Source organism: Pseudoalteromonas sp. NZS127, assembly GCF_015864805.1.
Classification (GTDB): domain Bacteria; phylum Pseudomonadota; class Gammaproteobacteria; order Enterobacterales; family Alteromonadaceae; genus Pseudoalteromonas; species Pseudoalteromonas nigrifaciens.
Genome location: NZ_JADYWN010000002.1, coordinates 124125 through 144351, shown reverse-complemented (window position 1 = coordinate 144351; position 20227 = coordinate 124125). Strand labels below are relative to the sequence as shown.

General features: G+C 39.8%; 19 protein-coding genes and 1 tRNA gene. 13 read left to right on the top strand and 7 right to left on the bottom strand.

Annotation, left to right across the window (positions count from 1 at the left end; genetic code table 11):
* Positions 1 to 44: 44 nt before the first annotated feature.
* Positions 45 to 2768 carry an insulinase family protein gene (locus tag I6E78_RS02550; protein ID WP_197181874.1) on the bottom strand — a complete coding sequence of 908 codons (2724 nt, stop codon included), beginning with the start codon at positions 2766 to 2768 and terminating at the stop codon, positions 45 to 47.
* A gap of 192 nt (positions 2769 to 2960) precedes the next feature.
* Between I6E78_RS02550 and sixA the strand changes: the two genes are divergently transcribed.
* Positions 2961 to 3431, top strand: a complete 471-nt coding sequence (gene sixA / locus I6E78_RS02545; protein WP_086998294.1) for a phosphohistidine phosphatase SixA — start codon at positions 2961 to 2963, stop codon at positions 3429 to 3431.
* 43 nt (positions 3432 to 3474) lie between these two features.
* On the opposite strand, the gene I6E78_RS02540 is transcribed toward sixA, so the two are convergent.
* Both I6E78_RS02540 and smrB read right to left on the bottom strand, forming a co-directional pair.
* Positions 3475 to 4398 carry an AEC family transporter gene (locus tag I6E78_RS02540; RefSeq protein WP_086998297.1) on the bottom strand — a complete coding sequence of 308 codons (924 nt, stop codon included), beginning with the start codon at positions 4396 to 4398 and terminating at the stop codon, positions 3475 to 3477.
* Positions 4399 to 4439: 41 nt separating this feature from the next.
* The gene (gene smrB, locus I6E78_RS02535) at positions 4440 to 4997 is read right to left on the bottom strand and encodes an endonuclease SmrB (protein WP_041454372.1); all 558 of its coding nucleotides are present in this window, start codon (positions 4995 to 4997) and stop codon (positions 4440 to 4442) included.
* Between the two features lie 123 nt (positions 4998 to 5120).
* Between smrB and prmB the strand changes: the two genes are divergently transcribed.
* The 3 genes from prmB (at position 5121) to I6E78_RS02520 (ending at position 7744) form a co-directional block, all read left to right on the top strand.
* The gene (gene prmB / locus I6E78_RS02530; protein WP_011327671.1) at positions 5121 to 6056 is read left to right on the top strand and encodes a 50S ribosomal protein L3 N(5)-glutamine methyltransferase; all 936 of its coding nucleotides are present in this window, start codon (positions 5121 to 5123) and stop codon (positions 6054 to 6056) included.
* A gap of 105 nt (positions 6057 to 6161) precedes the next feature.
* A complete protein-coding gene (aroC, locus tag I6E78_RS02525; protein ID WP_086998304.1) occupies positions 6162 to 7259 on the top strand; it encodes a chorismate synthase in 1098 nt (365 codons plus the stop codon).
* A gap of 125 nt (positions 7260 to 7384) precedes the next feature.
* Complete coding sequence (locus I6E78_RS02520; protein ID WP_179807220.1) at positions 7385 to 7744, top strand: DUF4112 domain-containing protein; 360 nt, start codon at positions 7385 to 7387, stop codon at positions 7742 to 7744.
* Positions 7745 to 7753: 9 nt separating this feature from the next.
* Here the strand turns inward: I6E78_RS02520 and I6E78_RS02515 are convergent, their stop codons facing one another.
* Complete coding sequence (locus I6E78_RS02515; protein ID WP_231617928.1) at positions 7754 to 8446, bottom strand: 2'-5' RNA ligase family protein; 693 nt, start codon at positions 8444 to 8446, stop codon at positions 7754 to 7756.
* A gap of 303 nt (positions 8447 to 8749) precedes the next feature.
* Between I6E78_RS02515 and I6E78_RS02510 the strand changes: the two genes are divergently transcribed.
* From I6E78_RS02510 to I6E78_RS02495, 4 genes are all read left to right on the top strand, one after another.
* Positions 8750 to 9304, top strand: a complete 555-nt coding sequence (locus I6E78_RS02510; protein ID WP_011327675.1) for an elongation factor P hydroxylase — start codon at positions 8750 to 8752, stop codon at positions 9302 to 9304.
* Positions 9294 to 10409 carry an ATP-NAD kinase family protein gene (locus I6E78_RS02505; RefSeq protein WP_089367957.1) on the top strand — a complete coding sequence of 372 codons (1116 nt, stop codon included), beginning with the start codon at positions 9294 to 9296 and terminating at the stop codon, positions 10407 to 10409. The genes I6E78_RS02510 and I6E78_RS02505 overlap by 11 nt, the downstream gene beginning before the upstream one ends.
* 30 nt (positions 10410 to 10439) lie before the next feature.
* The gene (locus tag I6E78_RS02500) at positions 10440 to 10715 is read left to right on the top strand and encodes a YfcL family protein (RefSeq protein ID WP_011327677.1); all 276 of its coding nucleotides are present in this window, start codon (positions 10440 to 10442) and stop codon (positions 10713 to 10715) included.
* A gap of 161 nt (positions 10716 to 10876) precedes the next feature.
* Positions 10877 to 12433 carry an AbgT family transporter gene (locus tag I6E78_RS02495; RefSeq protein WP_011327678.1) on the top strand — a complete coding sequence of 519 codons (1557 nt, stop codon included), beginning with the start codon at positions 10877 to 10879 and terminating at the stop codon, positions 12431 to 12433.
* Positions 12434 to 12914: 481 nt separating this feature from the next.
* Here the strand turns inward: I6E78_RS02495 and I6E78_RS02490 are convergent, their stop codons facing one another.
* Positions 12915 to 14765 (bottom strand): DEAD/DEAH box helicase, encoded by a 1851-nt coding sequence (locus I6E78_RS02490; RefSeq protein WP_197181872.1) that lies wholly within the window; start codon positions 14763 to 14765, stop codon positions 12915 to 12917.
* Positions 14766 to 14925: 160 nt separating this feature from the next.
* The gene (locus I6E78_RS02485; RefSeq protein ID WP_011327680.1) at positions 14926 to 15189 is read right to left on the bottom strand and encodes a GrxA family glutaredoxin; all 264 of its coding nucleotides are present in this window, start codon (positions 15187 to 15189) and stop codon (positions 14926 to 14928) included.
* 349 nt (positions 15190 to 15538) lie between these two features.
* Between I6E78_RS02485 and I6E78_RS02480 the strand changes: the two genes are divergently transcribed.
* The 3 genes from I6E78_RS02480 (at position 15539) to I6E78_RS02470 (ending at position 17459) form a co-directional block, all read left to right on the top strand.
* Entirely contained in the window at positions 15539 to 15985 is a 447-nt protein-coding gene (locus tag I6E78_RS02480) for an Hsp20 family protein (RefSeq protein ID WP_011327681.1), read from the top strand.
* A gap of 290 nt (positions 15986 to 16275) precedes the next feature.
* Positions 16276 to 16722, top strand: coding sequence for an Hsp20 family protein (locus tag I6E78_RS02475; protein ID WP_011327681.1), 447 nt, complete (start codon positions 16276 to 16278; stop codon positions 16720 to 16722).
* Between the two features lie 290 nt (positions 16723 to 17012).
* Positions 17013 to 17459, top strand: coding sequence for an Hsp20 family protein (locus I6E78_RS02470; protein ID WP_011327682.1), 447 nt, complete (start codon positions 17013 to 17015; stop codon positions 17457 to 17459).
* Between the two features lie 80 nt (positions 17460 to 17539).
* Here I6E78_RS02470 and I6E78_RS02465 read toward each other — a convergent pair whose 3' ends face one another.
* Positions 17540 to 19093 (bottom strand): cryptochrome/photolyase family protein, encoded by a 1554-nt coding sequence (locus I6E78_RS02465; protein ID WP_197181871.1) that lies wholly within the window; start codon positions 19091 to 19093, stop codon positions 17540 to 17542.
* A gap of 290 nt (positions 19094 to 19383) precedes the next feature.
* Between I6E78_RS02465 and I6E78_RS02460 the strand changes: the two genes are divergently transcribed.
* Both I6E78_RS02460 and rimP read left to right on the top strand, forming a co-directional pair.
* A tRNA-Met gene (locus I6E78_RS02460) sits at positions 19384 to 19460 on the top strand.
* Positions 19461 to 19739: 279 nt separating this feature from the next.
* Positions 19740 to 20195: a ribosome maturation factor RimP gene (gene rimP / locus I6E78_RS02455; RefSeq protein ID WP_041454374.1), complete on the top strand. Its 456-nt coding sequence runs from the start codon at positions 19740 to 19742 to the stop codon at positions 20193 to 20195.
* The last annotated feature ends 32 nt before the right edge of the window (positions 20196 to 20227 follow it).

The following is a 20227-nucleotide window of genomic DNA, read 5'->3' as shown; positions in this document are numbered from 1 at the left end:
CATTTAATTTTCAAACGACAATCTAAATCAAGCGTTACTCACTGTCAAAGAGAATGCGAGTAAAGGGCCTGATTATGCGCTTTATTAGGCTTTGCAGAGCTTAAAAACTCATATCTAGGTCTATTTTCATTAAAAAGGCTTAGCGCGTATGCTTTTATATCTGCAAGGGTTAATGCATTTAATGCATCAAGCAAGCGTTGTTGCATATGAAACTCGTGATCGCGATTACCAATAGCTAACCATAATCGTTGCGAGCGCAGTCGCAGGTTTTTATCTGCTTCGGCTATATGTGTGGTTAGACCGTGCTTTTGTTGTAACCAATCTTGTGGGGTTAAATTATCGATATTGGTCAAATAGTCATGAATAAAGTTATTATGGCGCTGCAGTATTGTTTTGGCTTCAAACTTGGGTGATTGCACATAAAAAACAATGCCCGCGCGGGTGTTAAAAGGCGCGTAACCGGCACCAACTAAATAGCCTAATTGTTGCGTGGTGCGTAGTTCGTTAAAATAATCTTGATTGATTAGATGATTTAGCGCCATCATTTTTACTTTTTCACTTACACAGTCGGTTTGTGCTTGATAGTAAATAAGCATAGCGTGATCATTACAAGGAAGCGTTAACTCAAAGCGCGTTACTTTGTTAATTTCAAATAATGGCCGTGTTAAATCGGCTATTACAGCGGCGCTTTTTAAGTGCGCGGCTACTTTTTTCTGAAAACTAATTGCATCAGCTTGTTGCCAGTTACCATGTAAAAATGACTCTACATGCAGGGCTTTAAAAAAGTCTTGTCTAAATTCATTAAATTGCTGAAAACACGTGTTTTTTAATGCGTCAGCCAACTCGTCTGGCTGTGGATTCCACGGCATTATTTTTGCGCCTAACATGCTAAACAGCTCACCTACGGGCTTATTTTGATTACTGTTACGCCAATGCCTTACTAATTGCTTTTTATACTCGGCAAAACGTTTAGAGCAAATTTCTACGTTAAATAAAGCATCAATGAGCTCATCAACCAGCTCTAACTGGCTTGATGAGAGCCCCGCTGTATGTAGTGTTAACCCACCTTGATGAGACGTTAAGTGATAACTAAGTCCTGCAAGTTCGGCAGGGTAAAATTGCTCGCTAACGCTATCCATAAATAAATCAGAAAAGAGGCGGGTGAGTGCCATGTGCTTTACATCTTTTATTGCAAAGTCTGAGTCCATTGCCAAGTAAAAATGACCTTTGGCAACGCGAAAGGTGTTGTCTTGTTTAAACCAAAAATCAAAACCAGGCTCTGTGACTATTAGCTCAGGTTTTGTTTGTGGCTCAATTATATCAAACAGCTCAACGTCTTTGGTTAAATAAGGATTAACAACAGGTAAGCGCATTTCATTGAGTGGTTTATTAATGTTACTTAGTGCATCGAGCCAACTAGTCGAAATTTTTTCAACCTTGTAAGGTGTATTATACCAAGCTGCTTTATGTTGAGGCTCAACCCCGGGGTGAATAAGTACCAAGCGCATATTGTGTGGCTTTAACCATTGCATGGCCATTTCATGGGGGGCGTGTTTAAAGCCTTCCATTAAATAGTCGCCTTGTAAGTAGTTAGGCTGATCGTAATGTTGCATATTAATGCTTAAGTTACTTACCCAGTCTATTAAGCGCGATTGTTCTTGGTTATCGAAGGCAATTTGCAATAGCTTCTTTTTATCTTGGTATAAGCGCGGTAGCTGTTCAATATTGTTATTAATGAGGCAAATATACTCAAAGATCATTTCAATAATATCTTCAAAGTATTCAATACCTTCATCCGTTAGTGCCATACTAATATTAAAGTCTTTAAAATTACTGCCATTAATGCCACCCCCGGCAGAAAGTGCATTTATCCAGCCTTGCTGTTTTAAAATAGAGTATAACGAGCCCGCACCTTCATAACCGAGTAAGTGTGCAATAAAGCTCACTGTTTTGTGACGATAAAAGTCATCAATATTAGGCATTGCAAAGCTCACTATAAGCTTTTGCATATGCTTATGAGGCTCAATGTGCAGCAGTTTTCCTAGGTCTTGCGCTCGGTATAGCGGCGCACTAATTGCGGGTTTTGGTTGCTTGGCGTTACCACAAACCGCAGTAAAGTATTGTTTTGTCCATGCTTGGAGAGTGTCGAGCTCCTCATTAGCGCATATGACCAAAGTCATGTATTGAGCTTGGTAAAACTGCTTAAAAAAGTCTCTTAGCTCGTCGCTAATGCAGCGCTCTCTGTCGGCTAATGTTTGTAAATTACCTACCGAAAATTTAGCAAAAGGGTGAGCCGGATTAACCGTTTCTTTATGTACTTGGTATATACGACGGCCGTCGTCTTTAATTTTTAATTTAAATTCTGCTTCTATCGCGTTACGTTCTTTTTCTGTTTCTGCAGCATTTAATAATGGCGCAATAAAAAACCGGCTAAATTGCTTTAGCGCATGTTCAAATTCTTGATTATTAATGTCAAAAAAGTAGCAAGTGTGCTCAGTTCCGGTCCAGGCATTGGTATTGCCGCCCGCTTGTGATACAAAATTATTAAAGCTACCTGAGTCAGGAAATTGATCTGTGCCTAAAAATAGCATGTGCTCTAAAAAGTGTGCTAAGCCTTGTCTATCAACAGGGTCGTCAAAATGTCCAGCATTAACAGCCATAGACGCAGCGGCTTTTGTTGCATCTTTATCTTGCACTAAGAGTACTTTTAGACCATTGTCCAGTGTTAGAGCGCGGTAGGCTCTGTTATCATTGCGACTGATATTCAAATGATGCTCCTGAAACTAAATGTTTACTTGTTAACAACAGATGATAACTTCAGGACAGAGAAATACAGCGATAAGATTTACCTGAATATCATGACAGAACTATTTAAGAAATAAATAGTGTTACCTTGTTAATATAGCGGAAGAACGGGCAAATTGGCTACTGTTTTATATTCTTTAATTGGTTGATTTATTATGAAAACAATCTTAATAATGCGCCACGGCGAAGCAACGCCAATGCAGGCCGATGATGCAGCGAGACAGTTAACCCAAAAGGGTCATATTGAAGCTGAAAAAATGGGGCTGTGGCTGGCAAAAAACTATGCACCCGATGCGCTGTTAGTTAGTCCTTACATTAGAGCTCAACAAACAGCAAAAGGGGTTGCTAAAAATAACACGTTTAAATTTAGCGAAACCTGCAAAGACATTATACCTGAAGGTAAACCGCAAATTGCAGCCGATTACATCGAGACGTTAATAGCGGCGCACCCTGCGTGCAATACTTGGCTAGTAGTGGCGCACATGCCCATAGTAAGTTATTTGGTTGATCAGTTATGTGTGGGCCATATGCCTATTTTTAATACCGGTGCAGTTGCCGTAATTAATTATAATGAGCAAACCCAGCGCAGCGAATACCTTAGCATTCATGCTCCGGGTAACGTGTAATGCAATGAGTTAGCTGATTAGCTGATTAGCTAATAGCAAGGCTCTATAATAAAAATGCCAGCCAAAGCGTAAAGCTTATACCACTTAAAACGGTCGACATAACTACAGTGCTGGCAAGCGTTGCTTGGTGCTGTTTTATTTGATTAGCAATAAGGTAGGCATTAACACCTAAAGGCGATGCGCTTAATAATATAAGTACGTTGAGTAGTTGCGCCTCTAGCATAAACACAAATCGGCCTAACAATAATACTAAGCAGGGTAGCAATACTAGCTTTAATAATGTGGCGATTAGCGCGGGTTGCCAGTTTTGGCTTATTTTATAAAATGCTAAATTAGCTCCCAACACAAATAGTGCGCAGCCAATAGCGGGTTGTGAGAGTAAATCTAAGCCATTAATAATATCCAGTGGCAATGTAAGGCCTAAAACATTAGCCAATAACCCTAGGCTAATGCTAAGTACCACAGGGTTTAACAGCATGTTTTTGGCAAATTGTTGCCACGAAAACGCACTTTTTTCGCTTTTTGCACTCACTAAAAAGGTGAGAGTAAATAACAATGCACTATGAAAAGTGATAATCATAAACACTATACCAATCATTTCGCGGCCAATTGCTGCAATAATTATTGGTAAGCCAACCAGTACGGTATTTGAATAGCTACTGCCAAGAGCAAATACGCTATGGCGTTGATAATCACTGTGCTTAGTAATTAAAAATCGGTCTATTAAAGCGCCAATTATAAAAACACCCACAACCGCAATATAAAAACTTAAAAAGCCATTTAAGCTCACACTATTGTGTAAGTTAGCTTGCGCCATATTTAAAAATAAAAAAGCGGGAATACTAATATAAAAGGTAAATTTACTAATACCAGTTATATGTTGTTGTTCTAAAAATTGTGACTTAGTGCTAATAAAACCAGCAGTAACAATAAATACCAGCGGAAATATAATTGAAAAAATAGACACTAATGTCGCCTTAAATAGTATTTAACCAGAGCTGTGGTTATTTAACGCCTAAATTCATCACTTTGCGGTAAATTAATTAAAATAAGTACAGCGCCTTTACCACCATATTCAAGCGGTGCTTGGTGCATTGCAATTACGTCTGGGTGTTGTACTAAATACTGCGGTACTTTGTGCCTGAGTATATGCCCACCAATGCCATGAATTATGCATGCACAATAGTAATGTTTCTTTTTGCATTCGTGGATCAAACCAGCTAGCTCATCTTTTGCAGACTCTTTATTTAAGCCATGCAAATCTAGGGTTAAATCAGGAACAAAGTCACCACGGCGTAGTTGCTTAGCTAAAAAGCGGTCTTGGCCATCTTGTACATAATTAACCGTACCATTGGTATCAATATCAGGTATATATTCATCCGAAAAGAAGAATTCTGACTGTTGTTGCTTTTTTTGCTGGGCAAACTGCTTTGCTTGTGACACTTTAGGCTTATTAGTAAAGCGGTGAGTGTCTTGTTTAAAAACGCGCGCACCAGTGATACTTTGACGAAACATGTCAATGTCATCATTGCTAATTGGGCTGTTTGAATAAGGATCTTTTTTCATAGCGGCAGTCTAAACAAAAAAAGGGTAAAAATCGAGATAAAAGGCGTTACAATAGGGCAATCGGGAGGCGATTGTGGCCTCGATTGAATTAATAATTTTGAAAGTAGCAGGCAGGCAATACACATGAGTGAATTACAAATAGAAGAAGCAACGCTAGAAGAAGCTGTAGCAGAACTTTCAACCTTACACGACTGGTTACGTTGGACTACAAGCCAATTTGCCAGCAGTGGTATTTTTTTTGGTCACGGTACTGATAATGCGTGGGACGAAGCGGTAAATTTATTATTACCCGCATTAAGCTTACCAATAGATGCGCCGAAAGAATTAATGCATGCGCGTTTAACGAGTACAGAAAAAAACAGCTTAGCGGGCTTAATTGCTGAGCGTATTAACGATTTTACCCCAGTGCCGTATTTAACCAACATTGCTTGGTTTGCGAATATGCCATTTTATGTAGACGAGCGCGTGCTTATTCCACGTTCGCCATTTGCAGAGTTAATTAATAACCGCTTTACCCCTTGGCTTGAAGAGCCTGAGTCGGTTAAGCGTATTTTAGATTTATGTACGGGTTCTGGTTGTATCGCGATTGCACTTGCACAAGCGTTTGAAAATGCGCAGGTAGATGCGGTTGATATTTCTTATGAAGCTCTAGAAGTAGCCGACATAAATATTACAGACTACCAGTTAAGTGAACGAGTACTGCCAATTCAGTCAGATGTGTTTAGTGGTGTACCAGGGCAAACATACGACCTGATCATAGCTAACCCGCCGTACGTTGATGCTGAGGACATGGCCGACTTACCGCGTGAGTTTCATCATGAACCAGAACTTGGTTTGGCTTCAGGCCACGACGGCCTAGACGTAACCCGCACTATATTAAGCGAAGCAAGTAAGCACCTTACTGCAAACGGCTTGTTGTTTGTAGAGGTAGGTAACTCTATGGTACATATGGATGCATTGTATCCGGGTGCGCCATTTGAATGGGTTGAGTTTGAACAAGGTGGTTTAGGTGTGTTTGTTATTAGCAAACAGCAACTTGATGAGTATTTTGCACAATAAAAATCAATATCATTTATAGAATATGTATTTGAATATAAATTGATATAAGTAAATAGCCGAGTGTAAAGCTCGGCTATTGGTAGTCATTAGGAATGAGGAAAAGTAATGGCAGGTAATAGCATTGGACAGTTATTTAAAGTGTCTACTTTTGGTGAGAGCCACGGCGTTGCATTAGGCGGCGTTGTTGATGGTACACCAGCAGGTCTTGAAATCACCGAGGCCGACCTACAAATAGATTTAGACCGTCGTAAACCGGGGCAAAGTCGTTATACCACGCAGCGTCGTGAAGACGATCAGATAAAAATTCTTTCAGGCGTATTTGAAGGTAAAACCACAGGTACTAGCATAGGTTTACTTATTGAAAACACCGATCAACGCTCAAAAGATTACGGCAAAATTAAAGATGTGTTTCGCCCAGGTCATGGCGATTACACCTATTGGCATAAATACGGCCTGCGCGATTATCGCGGTGGTGGTCGCTCGTCAGCGCGCGAAACGGCAATTCGTGTTGCTGCGGGCTCTATTGCTAAAAAATATTTAAAACAATTTCATGGTATCGAAATAAAAGCCTGCTTAAGTCAGTTAGGGCCAATTAAAGCAGACGTTTTTGATTGGAACGAAGTTGAAAACAACTTATTCTTTTTTCCTGATGTGAGCAAGTTAGAAGCGCTTGATGAATATATGCGCGGCCTTAAAAAGCAAGGTGACTCAGTAGGCGCAAAAGTAAAAGTAGTGGCAAGTAATGTACCTGTAGGCCTTGGTGAGCCAGTATTTGACCGCCTTGACGCCGAACTTGCGCATTCGTTAATGAGCATTAACGCGGTTAAAGGTGTTGAAATTGGCGACGGCTTTGATGTAATTGAGCAAAAAGGCTCAGAGCACCGCGATGAACTAACACCACAAGGGTTTACCTCTAACCATGCGGGCGGCGTATTAGCCGGTATTTCTACGGGGCAAGATATTATTGCTTCTATTGCGCTAAAACCTACCTCAAGCATTACCATACCGGGTAACAGTATAAATACTGAAAACGAAGCGGTTGAGATGATCACCAAAGGTCGTCACGATCCGTGTGTAGGTATTCGTGCTGTGCCAATTGCTGAGGCGATGATGGCCATTACTTTAATGGATCATTTGCTACGTCAACGTGGACAAAACCCACATGTACACCACGAGCATGGGCCGATACCCGGTTCGGTATAATTGCAGTTACATTAAGTAGATAATAAAAACGCGGGCGATCCGCGTTTTTTGTATTTGTTTATCAGTGCAAGTTCAACTTTTTTACTAAAGTTAATTAAACAGGTTTGAGGGAGCTAAATGTGACAATGACAAATAACGTAAAGGCTCAGCAACAAGCTGCACTGAAAAGGCTGGAGCGATTTAGCTTCATTACCGACAGTAGTTTAAAAATTCCTTTTACTAATTTTAAAGTTGGTGCCGATGCGATTATTGGTTTATTGCCTGTTGCCGGTGATATGGCCGGTTTTATTTTATCTGCTTATGTATTAATTGAAGCGCAGCGCTTAGGTGTTAGCTGGACTATAAAACTTCGTATATTAGCTAATATGCTTATCGACTTTGTGGGCGGTTTACTACCCATAGTAGGTGATATTTTTGATGCTTACTTTAAAGCAAACACCCGAAATACCCAGCTGCTAAAAAAATACTTAGCGCAGCAAAAGTAATAAAGCAATTTAGCTTTTACCTTTGTTAAAAAAGTATTCTGCAATAACCTGCTTTTGTTGACCAAACTGATCTGAAATCCCTATACCTACACCTATTATTTGCCCCTGTGCTTTAGGTGGATTAGCCTGTATTTGTTTATTTATAACAGCCAGTTGAGGGCTTTTCTCGTTAGCTAACAATGTTAAATGTGGCTGAAAGTTTTGAAAAACGTTAGGGCTGCCGTAGCGCTTAAATGCAGTTAACTTGTTGGGGTAGTTTTTAACCCAAGTAGGCACAGTAGCATTTCGCTCGCGCAGCGGTTCAATGGCAAGTGTTACCTCGTCAGATAGTCTTTGTAATTGGCGCGACGGCTGTAAATTAATAAAAGCCCAATTACTTTTAGTTACGCTAAAGCCTTCAGCGGTTATGGGAAATGGTTGCTGTTGCGCTACGATGTTTTTTACCGCAAGTTTAATTGCCTCCTCTGTACCGGGCGCAAAGTCAGTTAAATATAAAGTAGCGTGTACCGGCATGCCTTTATCGTAAAAGCTAACCATACCCGCTTGTTTTAATACATCACTGGTTTGCGCCATTAAAGTAATGATTGGTTGCGAAGGAATAGCAAACACATTAATACTGATGTTTTTTGCAACAGCAGGCAGTGATACACCCATAAGCCCAAGCAGGGCAATAAATAAAAATTTAACCTTTTTTATACTCATTAGTTTAAACATAATTTTAGTATTTCATTAAGCAGCTCTGTCGTTATAGTGATGGTAAGGGTTATTGCTCAAGCAGTAAATACGCCAAACAGTATAAATACCAGCTATTCGACAGCACCTTATATAGCTATTATTAGCTAACCCCACGGGCTTTATAAAACGCCGTTACATGGAAGTGTTAACCCGCTATCCAATTTTTTACATTCGCTGCGAAAGCCCGTACAATTCACCTCGTTTTTAGCGCGCACATTTTTAATATAATGAGCAGTAAGCCCTATATTCAGAGTAAGTAATTAAACTTTTATGCATAAAATTGCTGATTTAATTTCTATTTTTGCAGCCACTTTTGACCAAAGCTATAATACGCGGCTGGTTAAAGGCGAGCACGAACCTATTTATATTCCTAGTTGTGATAAAACGCCGTATCACCAAATTGTGTTTGCTCATGGTTTTTACGCCAGTGCCTTACACGAAATTGCACATTGGCTGGTGGCGGGCGATAAGCGCCGTTTACTTGAAGATTACGGCTATTGGTATTGCCCCGATGGCCGCGATAAGCAAAAACAAGCCGAATTTGAAAATGTAGAAATAAAACCGCAAGCCATTGAGTGGCTATTGAGTACCGCCGCAGGTTTTGAATTTAATGTGTCGGTAGATAATTTAAATGGCGAGCAAACGTGTCGTTTTGATTTTCAGCAGCGAGTACACCAACAAGTTTTAACACTTATTAATAACGGTTTTAACTCCCGTACCGAGGCATTGCTAAAAGCACTAAGCCATTTTTATAATACGCCATGGCCAATGAGTGCACAGCAATTTAATTGGCAACATCCCAAGGAGCTCACGGATGCAGTTTAAGTTAGGTTTAATTATAAACCCGCTAGCGGGTTTAGGCGGCACTGTAGCGTTAAAAGGTAGCGATGGCGCAGCAACTGCAGCCAAAGCGCTAGCACTTGGCGCTCAGCCTAAAGCTAATAGTCGTACAAAAGCCGCACTTGAAGTATTACTGCCTTATAAAAACCAATTAACTATTTATACAGTAAATGGCGATATGGGCGAGCACTGTGCTAAAGCACTCGGCTTTAAGGTGCAAGTAATATATAACAGCAATGCTATAACCACAGCCAACGACACAGAGCAGGCTGTAAAAGCACTTAAAGAGCTAGGTGTAGATTTAGTTTTATTTGCTGGAGGCGACGGCACAGCGCGTAATATTTGCCATGCTGTTGAGGACACAATACCCGTACTGGGTATTCCTGCTGGCTGCAAAATACATTCAGGGGTATATGCAATCACGCCAAAAGCAGCAGGGCGTGTAGTCGAAATGCTGGTAAAAGGCGATTTAGTTACCTTAGGTGACGCCGATGTAATGGACATTGACGAAGAGGCATTTAGACAAGGCACAGTTAAAGCTAAACGTTATGGCGAAATGCAAGTACCAAGCGAAGTGCGTTACATGCAAGCGGTTAAAAATGGCGGTAAAGAAACCGACGAGTTAGTGCTTGTAGATATTGCCGCCTATGTGGTGAGTGAAATGGATGAGGACACTTTTTACATTATGGGCAGTGGCTCAACCGTTGCTGCAGTAATGGAAGAAATGGGGTTAGAAAATACACTCTTAGGTGTCGATTTAGTTAAAGATCAAACCCTTATAGCGCAAGACCTAACCGCAGCGCAATTACTTGAGCATACGCAAGGTCAAAAAACTAAATTAGTGATCACCTTAATTGGCGGCCAAGGACATATTTTTGGTCGTGGTAATCAACAGCTTAGCCCCGCGCTTATTCGCGCTATTGGCACCAATAACATTATAGTAGTAGCTACAAAAACAAAATTGCAGGCTTTAAATGGCCGCCCACTTATTTGTGACACCGGCGATAGCAGTTTAGATGATGAACTAACCGGTTATATTAAAGTTACATGCGGATTTAACGACCACATTATGTATGCAGTAGGGTATTAATACCCATTGCAAAACCAGGAGACAGAATAAATGAGTTTAGTAAACTATATTGATGCAGCCCAACACTATTTTGATGATTTAGTGATTAAAGCCACCGATGATGAATTATTTGCAGGAGGCTATTTGCGAGGTCACTTTGACTTAGCAGTAGGGTATGCGCAAGTAGAAAAGCTAACTATTAGCACAGATGAACTTAACGAAACCGTAGAGCAAAGCTTAGTGAAGGCTTATCATAATGGTGAACTTAATGAAGATGACAAAACCCTTGTTGCTCGTTTGTGGGAAGAAGTAAAAGCATTGGCCTGAGTAAACCTAGGCTAAAACTAATTTAAACGCGATACGCTACTGGCTTATCGCGTTTTTTTTGTTTAAAAGTATTGATATGAGGGAGTTAGCCTCAGGTTAATTTACTGTTGTGTAAAGATAGGATATGGTTATTGAAAATATGATTTAGAGAGCTTTAAAGAATGAATAATAACCAAAGTGCAGTGCCAACTGGTTTAATTGCACGATTTTTAAATTTTGTTGAACGGGTAGGTAATAAGCTTCCTGATCCGGCCATTATATTTTTGTTTGCCATGTTACTAATTTGGTTTTTGTCGTGGTGGTTTTCAGGCGTAAGCTTTGATGCAATAGATCCACGTACCGGCGAAGCCATTATTATCAATAATATGCTAGCAAGTGATTCGCTCGCCACCTTTTTATCCTCTATGGTAAAAACCTTTACCGGCTTTGCACCCTTAGGCGTAGTGTTAGTGGCTATGTTAGGTGTGGGGGTTGCAGAGCATTCGGGCTTTATTAATACCGGCCTTAAGTTAATGCTTAAAGTGACGCCTAAAAAGTTATTAACGCCTTCAATTATTTTAGTGGCCATTGTAAGCCATACCGCAACTGATGCAGGTTATGTATTAGTTATTCCACTAGCTGGGGTTATATTTTATGCTGCAGGGCGCCATCCGCTTGCGGGTATTGCTGCTGCATTTGCTGGTGTGAGTGGTGGTTTTGGGGCTAACTTTATTCCATCGGGTATCGACCCATTGCTACAAAGTTTTACCCAAAGTGCGGCGCAAATAATTAATCCTGCAATGACAATTAACCCGTTAAATAACTGGGCATTTGCTTCAGCATCTAGCTTATTTATAGTGGCATTAGGCTGGTATATTACCGATAAAATTATAGAACCACGTTTACAAAAAACCGCAGTAGATGGCGCTAAAGAAGATTTACCCGTATTTGAAGATGCCCGCAGTGATGAAAAACGTGCATTTATAATTGCCAGTTCAGTTATGGTTGCAGGCCTTGCGTTACTTGCTTATGTATCGGCAGATAGTAACTCGGCAATGCGCAGCAGCGATGGCTCGTTAACTAATTTTAGCTCGCCATTAATGCAATCTATCGTACCGTTAATCTTTTTATTATTTTGGATACCCGGCGCGGTTTACGGCTTTACCGTAGGCACCTTCAAAACCTCTAAAGACATGATAGATGCCATGAGTAAAGCGATGAGCGGCATGGCATATTATATTGTAATGGCATTTTTCTGTTCGTTATTTATTGCCGCATTTAGTAAATCAAACTTAGGTGCATTGCTAGCAATCGAAGGCGCGCAGTTATTAAAAGCAATGCAGTTGCCAAGTGCAGTAACGGTTGTGGGAATTATCTTTTTAACCGGCTTTGTTAACTTATTTGTAGGTTCAAGTTCAGCAAAATGGGCATTACTTGGTCCCATATTTGTACCTATGCTAATGCAACTTGGTATTTCGCCAGACTTAACTCAAGCGGCTTATCGTGTTGGTGACTCAAGCTCTAATATTATTACACCGTTAATGCCCTATTTCCCATTAGTGGTGGTGTACTGTCAAAAGTATGTGAAAGGCACCGGCATAGGCACTTTAATTGCTATTATGCTACCGTACTCAATCGCCTTTATGATTGGCTGGAGTATCTTTTTATTAGGTTACTGGGCACTTGGTATCCCACTAGGGCTTGATGCCAGCTACGTTTACCCAGCGCTAGCGCCTTAACGTAAAACAAATAGATAATATAAAAGTAAAAGCCTCATCATGAAATTGGTGGGGCTTTTTTGTGTTAAGAGATCAGATTTAACCGTAGGGCAAACACTGTACCCCGAATAAAGTAACCTTAATAAAAGTAATGCTAAAAGTTACTATGGCATTGCCTTCCTCATTTACTGCTGATTGTCTGCTCTTTGTTTAAATGCTTTTAAGTGAGTTATTCACCAAGAGGATAGGAGACACTGCGCTTTAGAGAAGTAATAGAGCAGTGCAGATAAGAAAGGGGTGTGCAGGCGAGAATTTAGCTGTGAGGTAGAAATAAAATATCGGGTTTATTTTCTCAGGGGAATATTATTTTTTGCCTAGAGCCTAGAGCCTAGAGCCTAGAGCCTAGAGCCTAGAGCCTAGAGCCTAGAGCCTAGAGCTTTATTTTAGGCACAAAAAAACCTTGCTCACTTACGTGGCAAGGTTTTTATTAAAGAGTCGTTGCTTATTTCGGCGTTGTAAAGCTTACTGGGCGACGTTCTTTACGAGGACCGCTGCGCTTATCACCGCGTGCGCTGTCATCTTTATTAAAGCTGCGTTTTTCGCCGCCAGCTGGACGCTCAGAGCGTTCGCCACGTGGCTCAGCAGGACCTTGATCAGCAGTGATTGTTAAGCCCATAGGACGTTTACAAATAAACACTTTTTGGAAATGATCAAGTACATCTTTAGGCATGTTTTTCGGTAATTGAACCGTGCTGTGATTATCGTGTAGACGAATATCACCAATAAACTTGCTTGAAATGTCAGCTTCGTTAGCAATAGCGCCAACAATGTTCTTAACCTGAACACCATGTTCACGACCTACTTCGATACGGTATGTATCCATAGGACCTGCCTCACGGCTGTTACGCTCACGAGGTTTACGTTCAGCGCGCTCGCCACCACGTTCACCGCCACGTTCGTTACGACGACCACGATCACCACGGTCATTGCTACGTGGGTTACGATCATTGCGCTCGTTACGTTCGCGAGGTTGAATCTTAACTTCTTCAACCTTAATTGGTGATTGTTGCTGTGCTAAACACAGTAACGCACCAGCAAGGTCTTCAGCAGAAAGTTCAAGCTTTTGAGCCATGTTTGCTGCTACTTCATTAAAGAAAGTAATATCTTTGTTTTCAAGAGCAAGTGTTAACTTGGCTTGTAACGCTTCGATACGTTTTTCTTCAACAATTTTAGCTGTTGGTAATTCAACTTGTGCAATATCTGAATTCGTATGACGAATGATATTTTTAAGTAAATAACGTTCGTTATGTTTTACGAATAAGATTGCTTTACCAGTACGACCAGCACGACCTGTACGGCCGATACGGTGAACGTAGGCTTCAGAATCTTGTGGAATATCGTAGTTGATAACTAAACTTAAACGGTCAACATCTAGACCACGTGCCGCTACGTCTGTTGCAATAACAACATTTAGCATGCCGCTTTTTAAGCGCTCTACTGTGCGTTCACGTGCTTGCTGGTTCATGTCACCGTTAAGTGGAGCGGCAGAGAAACCTTCGCGCTCTAATAATTCAGCAAGTTGTACTGTATCGTTACGCGTACGTACGAAAACAATAGCGCCTTCATATTGCTCAGCTTCTAAAAAGCGAACAATGGCTTTATTTTTATGAATGCTTGCATTCCAAAACACTTGCTCTACTGATGAAACAGTTGAGTTACGCGCAGAGATATGAACCTGTTCAGGATTGTTCATATACTTGCTGCTGATGTTTTGAATTTGCTTAGGCATGGTCGCAGAGAAAAGACATGTTTGCTTTTCGCGCGGTGTTTTTTCCATGATGCTTTCTACATCATCGATAAAGCCCATACGTAACATTTCATCGGCTTCATCAAGTACAAGTGCTTGTAGAGCATCAAACTTGATAGTGCCACGGTTAATATGATCGATTAAGCGACCTGGAGTAGCTACGATAACTTGCGCGCCACGACGAAGTGCACTTAGTTGGATACTGTAGCTTTGGCCACCATAAAGTGCCAATACTTCAATACCACGAACATGTTTAGCATATTGTTCAAATGCCTCAGCAACTTGGATCGCAAGCTCACGGGTTGGTGTGAGTACAAGGATCTGTGGCTGTTTCACAGACGGGTCAATATTATTTAATAGTGGTAGTGCAAATGCTGCGGTTTTACCTGTACCCGTTTGAGCTAGTCCCAGTACGTCCTTTCTTTCTAGCAATAACGGTATACATTGAGCTTGGATTTCAGATGGTGTCTTGTAACCCAACTCTTCAACTGCCTTCAAAATTGCAGGAGAAAGATTTAGAGATTCAAACGTGACTGGTTCTGACATTAATACGCCTCAACGAATTTAAAGAGGCGCGCATTATAAAGGATAAATGCGGTAAATGCTTGTAGAAATTACAACTAATTTATAGGTGATTGATGTTGGTCGAAATTTAACCAGCTAAGTAACTAGATTACTTAACTGGTTAACATATTTGATACAGAACTTATTGATAAAGTCCAAGATTCTCTTTGGCGTAGGCCTCAAACTCTGTAAAACCACCAATGTGTTTTTGGTCTACAAAGATTTGCGGCACTGTTGGGCAAGGTTTGCCGGCAGACTTTTCAAGATCTTCTTTACTTATGCCTTCTTTAATAATGTCGATATAGCGAAATTTAAAATCATCACGTTCATTTGATAGTTGTTCTGCTACGTCTTTAGCACGAACACAAAATGGGCAGCCTTCACGACCAAAAATTACAGTTAACATAGTGAACTCCTCAATTAAATTGCTACTAGTGTAACCAATTGAGTTAAATATTAAAGAGCAAACAAGCGATTAAGCTGTTCGCTTTTATTGATATGCCTTAGGGATCAGCGTTTTTAAATAATCGCTACTGTTATTGGGCGCTTAATGTGGTGTTAAAAGTAAAATAAATAATTTTTTGAAAAATCATCTTGAAAACAATTTTGCAGTCCATATATAGATAAGTAGAGGACGCCTGATGGGTCCTTGTTAAACAGAAGTAATTGAAATTTATATTATTAATTAAACTTCATTTGTGTTTGTTCACTAGAAAAGCACAACTGAAATATCGCTTAAATATGAGGATATTATTATGCGTACAGTAGATTTATCACCCCTTTATCGTTCATTCATCGGTTTCGATCATTTAGCGTCTTTAATGGATGCGGCAGCGAGTTCAGATAAGCAGCCAAGCTTTCCTCCTTACAATATCGAAGCGCTCGATAAAGACAAATATAGAATCACTATGGCGGTTGCTGGTTTTAGCAATAGCGAACTGACAATCGAGTCAGAAAATAACACCCTAAAAGTTAGCGGGGTTAAACAAAGTAAAGACGATAGTAAAGAGCGTAAATTTATTCACCAAGGCATTGCAGATCGCAATTTTGAGCGTAAGTTTCAGTTAGGAGATCATGTAAGAGTTATCGCTGCTGATTTAGCCCATGGTTTACTCAGCATAGATTTACAACGTGAAATACCTGAAGCGTTAAAACCGCGCAAAATAGCAATCGGTGGCAATGATTTGCTCGAAGATAAGTAATTCACTTTAAATATTTTCCACTGTTTTAGCCGCCTCGCTTGAGGCGGTATTTTTACCATTGTAATTTATGTTTAACGACCTTGTTGTGTATTTTAAAAGAGTAAATTTAAAAAATTATTTGTTATTTGCTTGAAAACAATTTTAACGTCCATATATAGATAAGTAGAGGACGCCTGATGGGTCCTTGTTAAACAGAAGTAATTGAAATTTATATTATTAATTAAACTTCATTTGTGTTTGTTCATTAGAAAAACACAACTGAAATATCGCTTAAATATGAGGATATTATTATGCGTACAGTAGATTTATCACCCCTTTATCGTTCATTCATCGGTTTCGATCATTTAGCGTCTTTAATGGATGCGGCAGCGAGTTCAGATAAGCAGCCAAGCTTTCCTCCTTACAATATCGAAGCGCTCGATAAAGACAAATATAGAATCACTATGGCGGTTGCTGGTTTTAGCAATAGCGAACTGACAATCGAGTCAGAAAATAACACCCTAAAAGTTAGCGGGGTTAAACAAAGTAAAGACGATAGTAAAGAGCGTAAATTTATTCACCAAGGCATTGCAGATCGCAATTTTGAGCGTAAGTTTCAGTTAGGAGATCATGTAAGAGTTATCGCTGCTGATTTAGCCCATGGTTTACTCAGCATAGATTTACAACGTGAAATACCTGAAGCGTTAAAACCGCGCAAAATAGCAATCGGTGGCAATGATTTGCTCGAAGATAAGTAATTCACTTTAAATATTTTCCACTGTTTTAGCCGCCTCGCTTGAGGCGGTATTTTTACCATTGTAATTTATGTTTAACGACCTTGTTGTGTATTTTAAAAGAGTAAATTTAAAAAATTATTTGTTATTTGCTTGAAAACAATTTTAACGTCCATATATAGATAAGTAGAGGACGCCTGATGGGTCCTTGTTAAACAGAAGTAATTGAAATTTATATTATTAATTAAACTTCATTTGTGTTTGTTCATTAGAAAAACACAACTGAAATATCGCTTAAATATGAGGATATTATTATGCGTACAGTAGATTTATCACCCCTTTATCGTTCATTCATCGGTTTCGATCATTTAGCGTCTTTAATGGATGCGGCAGCGAGTTCAGATAAGCAGCCAAGCTTTCCTCCTTACAATATCGAAGCGCTCGATAAAGACAAATACCGAATTACTATGGCAGTTGCTGGTTTTAGCGAAAGCGAGCTGAGCATAGAGTCAGAAAACAACACACTTGTTGTTGCGGGTATTAAAACGGGTAAAGAGCAAGCCAGTGAGCGTAAATTTATTCATCAAGGTATTGCAGAGCGCAACTTTGAGCGTAAATTTCAGCTGGGGGATCACGTAAAAGTACTTGGTGCCGATTTAGCAAATGGCTTATTGAGCATTAACCTTGAACGCGAAATACCAGAAGCACTTAAGCCACGCAAAATTGAAATAGGCAGTGGTAGCCTTATAGAAGGCAAGTAATTTAAATAAGCTTAGTTTTTGATTATCCCCGTAAAGCCGCTTTTTAGCGGCTTTTTGCTGTCCTGATAAGAAGTTAAAAGTTACAGGCTTGCTAGATTGTTCAAATAGTAAGTGGCTTGCTGTAATGTACTTTGCTGTAACGTATTCTCTTGTTTATCCCAGTTTTTATACACCATGCCAATACGTGGGTTTTTTTCTAACTTTGCTCTGTGCGTGTGCATAAAATGCCAGTAAAGGCTATTAAACGGGCAGGCGCCAGCGCCCACTTTTTGTTTTACTTTATAGTGACAATTTTTGCAGTAGTCGCTCATTTTATTAATATAGTTACCGCTTGCCGCATAGGGTTTGGTGGCAATAATTCCGTCATCGGCAAATTGGCTCATACCCCGAGTATTGGGCATTTCTACCCATTCAATAGCATCTATATAAACGCCCAAATACCAAGCATCAACGTCATCTGGGTTTATAGCCGTTAATAAACAAAAATTACCAATAACCATGAGGCGCTGAATATGATGGGCGTATGCAGTAGTTAAGCTTTCACAGAGCGCATGGTGCATGCAGTTCATTTTAGTTTTAGCATGCCAAAAATACGGCGGTAATGTATTTTTGGCTTTAAGCTGATTTTTAGTTGCGTAATCAGGCATGTTAATCCAGTAAATTGCGCGTACGTACTCTCTCCAGCCCAATATTTGCCTAACAAACCCCTCTACTTGAGCAATAGAAATATCATTAGGACGTTGTTCGTACTGGGCTATTACGCGCTTTATTACATACAGTGGGTGTATTAACTTTGCATTTAAAGCAAACGATAAGCGGCTATGGTACAAGCTACTGTTATGTTTACTTTGCTCTGTCATTGCATCTTGAAACTGGCCAAAATGAGGCAGTAAATACAAGCAAAAATAATCTAAGCAGCTAATAGCTTGTTTTCGGGTTGTGGGCCAAGGAAGTTGCTCTGCGGCTTTACCAAAGTAGCTAACATTATGTTTATTTAAACGCGCAATTATAGCACTTACATCGTTATTAAATAATTTAGGCGGCGGGATTTGAGCTAAGTCGGCGGCTGAAAATTTATTTCTGTTATTACTATCAAAGTTCCACTTTCCACCGTGTGGTTTGTTGCTATCCATTAATATATTAAATTGTTTGCGCATTGCGCGATAAAAATGCTCCATTGTTATGTGTTTATCTTTTATAAAGCGGTGTTTTATTTCCTCAAAGGGCAGTAAAAAATGCTCGCTGTCAACACCGCTAACCGTTAATGGGCTGGTGTTTGCAAAGTGGGCTAACTGGGTTTTTAATCTATATTCGTCTGGGTATTGGTACTCAATAGTATTGCATTGATGTTGCGCTGCTATACGGGTAAGCAATGCGGGTAAATCTTCATCATTACAGGTTTCGTTTAATGTTAAATGTAGTACATTAAATCCGGCTTGGTTTAATGCTGTTGCAAAGTTTTCCATAGCGCAAAAAAATGCACAGATTTTTTGAATATGGTGCTTAACATAGCTGGTTTCTTGTTTTAGCTCTGCAATAACATACAAGGTATTGGTTTTTTTATCTTTATACCATGAGTGAGCAGGGTTGAGCTGATCGCCCAAAATGAGTCTAAGAGTATTAAAGTGTGTCATGCCTAAGCCAAATAAATTTAATACGCAAAATTATTACATCAAGATCGCTTACTTTATAAAAACATAGATTTAAAAATTCCTAAATTTGGATAATAAGTGCAAAAATTAACAAAATTAAATAATTACGCGTTAAATTATAAACACGCTATTTGGTGTCACTTTTTTTATAAACTTATTACTTATTATGGTTGCTAATTACGGCGTACATACTTATAATACCCGCCATTGTTTAGTATGTTGAAAGATATTACTAACAGCGATATTAAATTATTAAGTTTAGTATCTATTGGCGCGGGATGGAGCAGTCTGGTAGCTCGTCGGGCTCATAACCCGAAGGTCGTCGGTTCAAATCCGGCTCCCGCAACCAATCATAATAGTGGGTTTAATCTTACTAATTTATATCGCGCATTCTAAGTAATGCGCGTTTTGCGTTTAAGCTACTGTAGTTTAATTTAGTCAGATTTTTGACTCGCAACCAAGCTTGGCCCTAGGCCACACAGTTTTGTGCTTTTTGGTGTGACGCCCCGCTTGGTTCGGGGCGTTGTTGTATCTGCACTGTTTGATTTGTGACATGGTGATCAAATCAAAATTTAAACTCAATATTTTAGGGCTATAAGCCCTTTTTTTGTTTGTATGGAGGATTTTCGTGACAAAACTTGAACAAGATTTAGTAGCTATGTTAACGCCAGCGGTAGAAATGTTAGGTTTTGAATTACATGGTCTTGAGTTTGTACAAGCGGGTCGCCATTCTACCTTAAGAGTTTATATTACTCATGAGGCTGGGATCTCAGTTGATAATTGTGCAGATGCGAGTCGCCAAATAAGTGCGATTTTAGATGTCGAAGACCCAATTACAAATGAATATGATTTGGAAGTATCGTCTCCTGGTGTTGATCGTCTATTATTCAAACAAGATCACTACGAGCAGGCGCAAGGAGAGGAAGTACAATTACGTACTAAACTTCCACAAGACGGTCGTCGTAATTTTAAAGGCGATTTAATAGCAGTTACTAGCGATATGATTACACTATCTAGTGATGGTACAGAGCATTTAATTATGCTTAGCAACATTGAGCGTGCGAACATAATTGCAAAGTTTTAATTCGAGCGCAAAGGAATAGGGCAAGCGAGGCA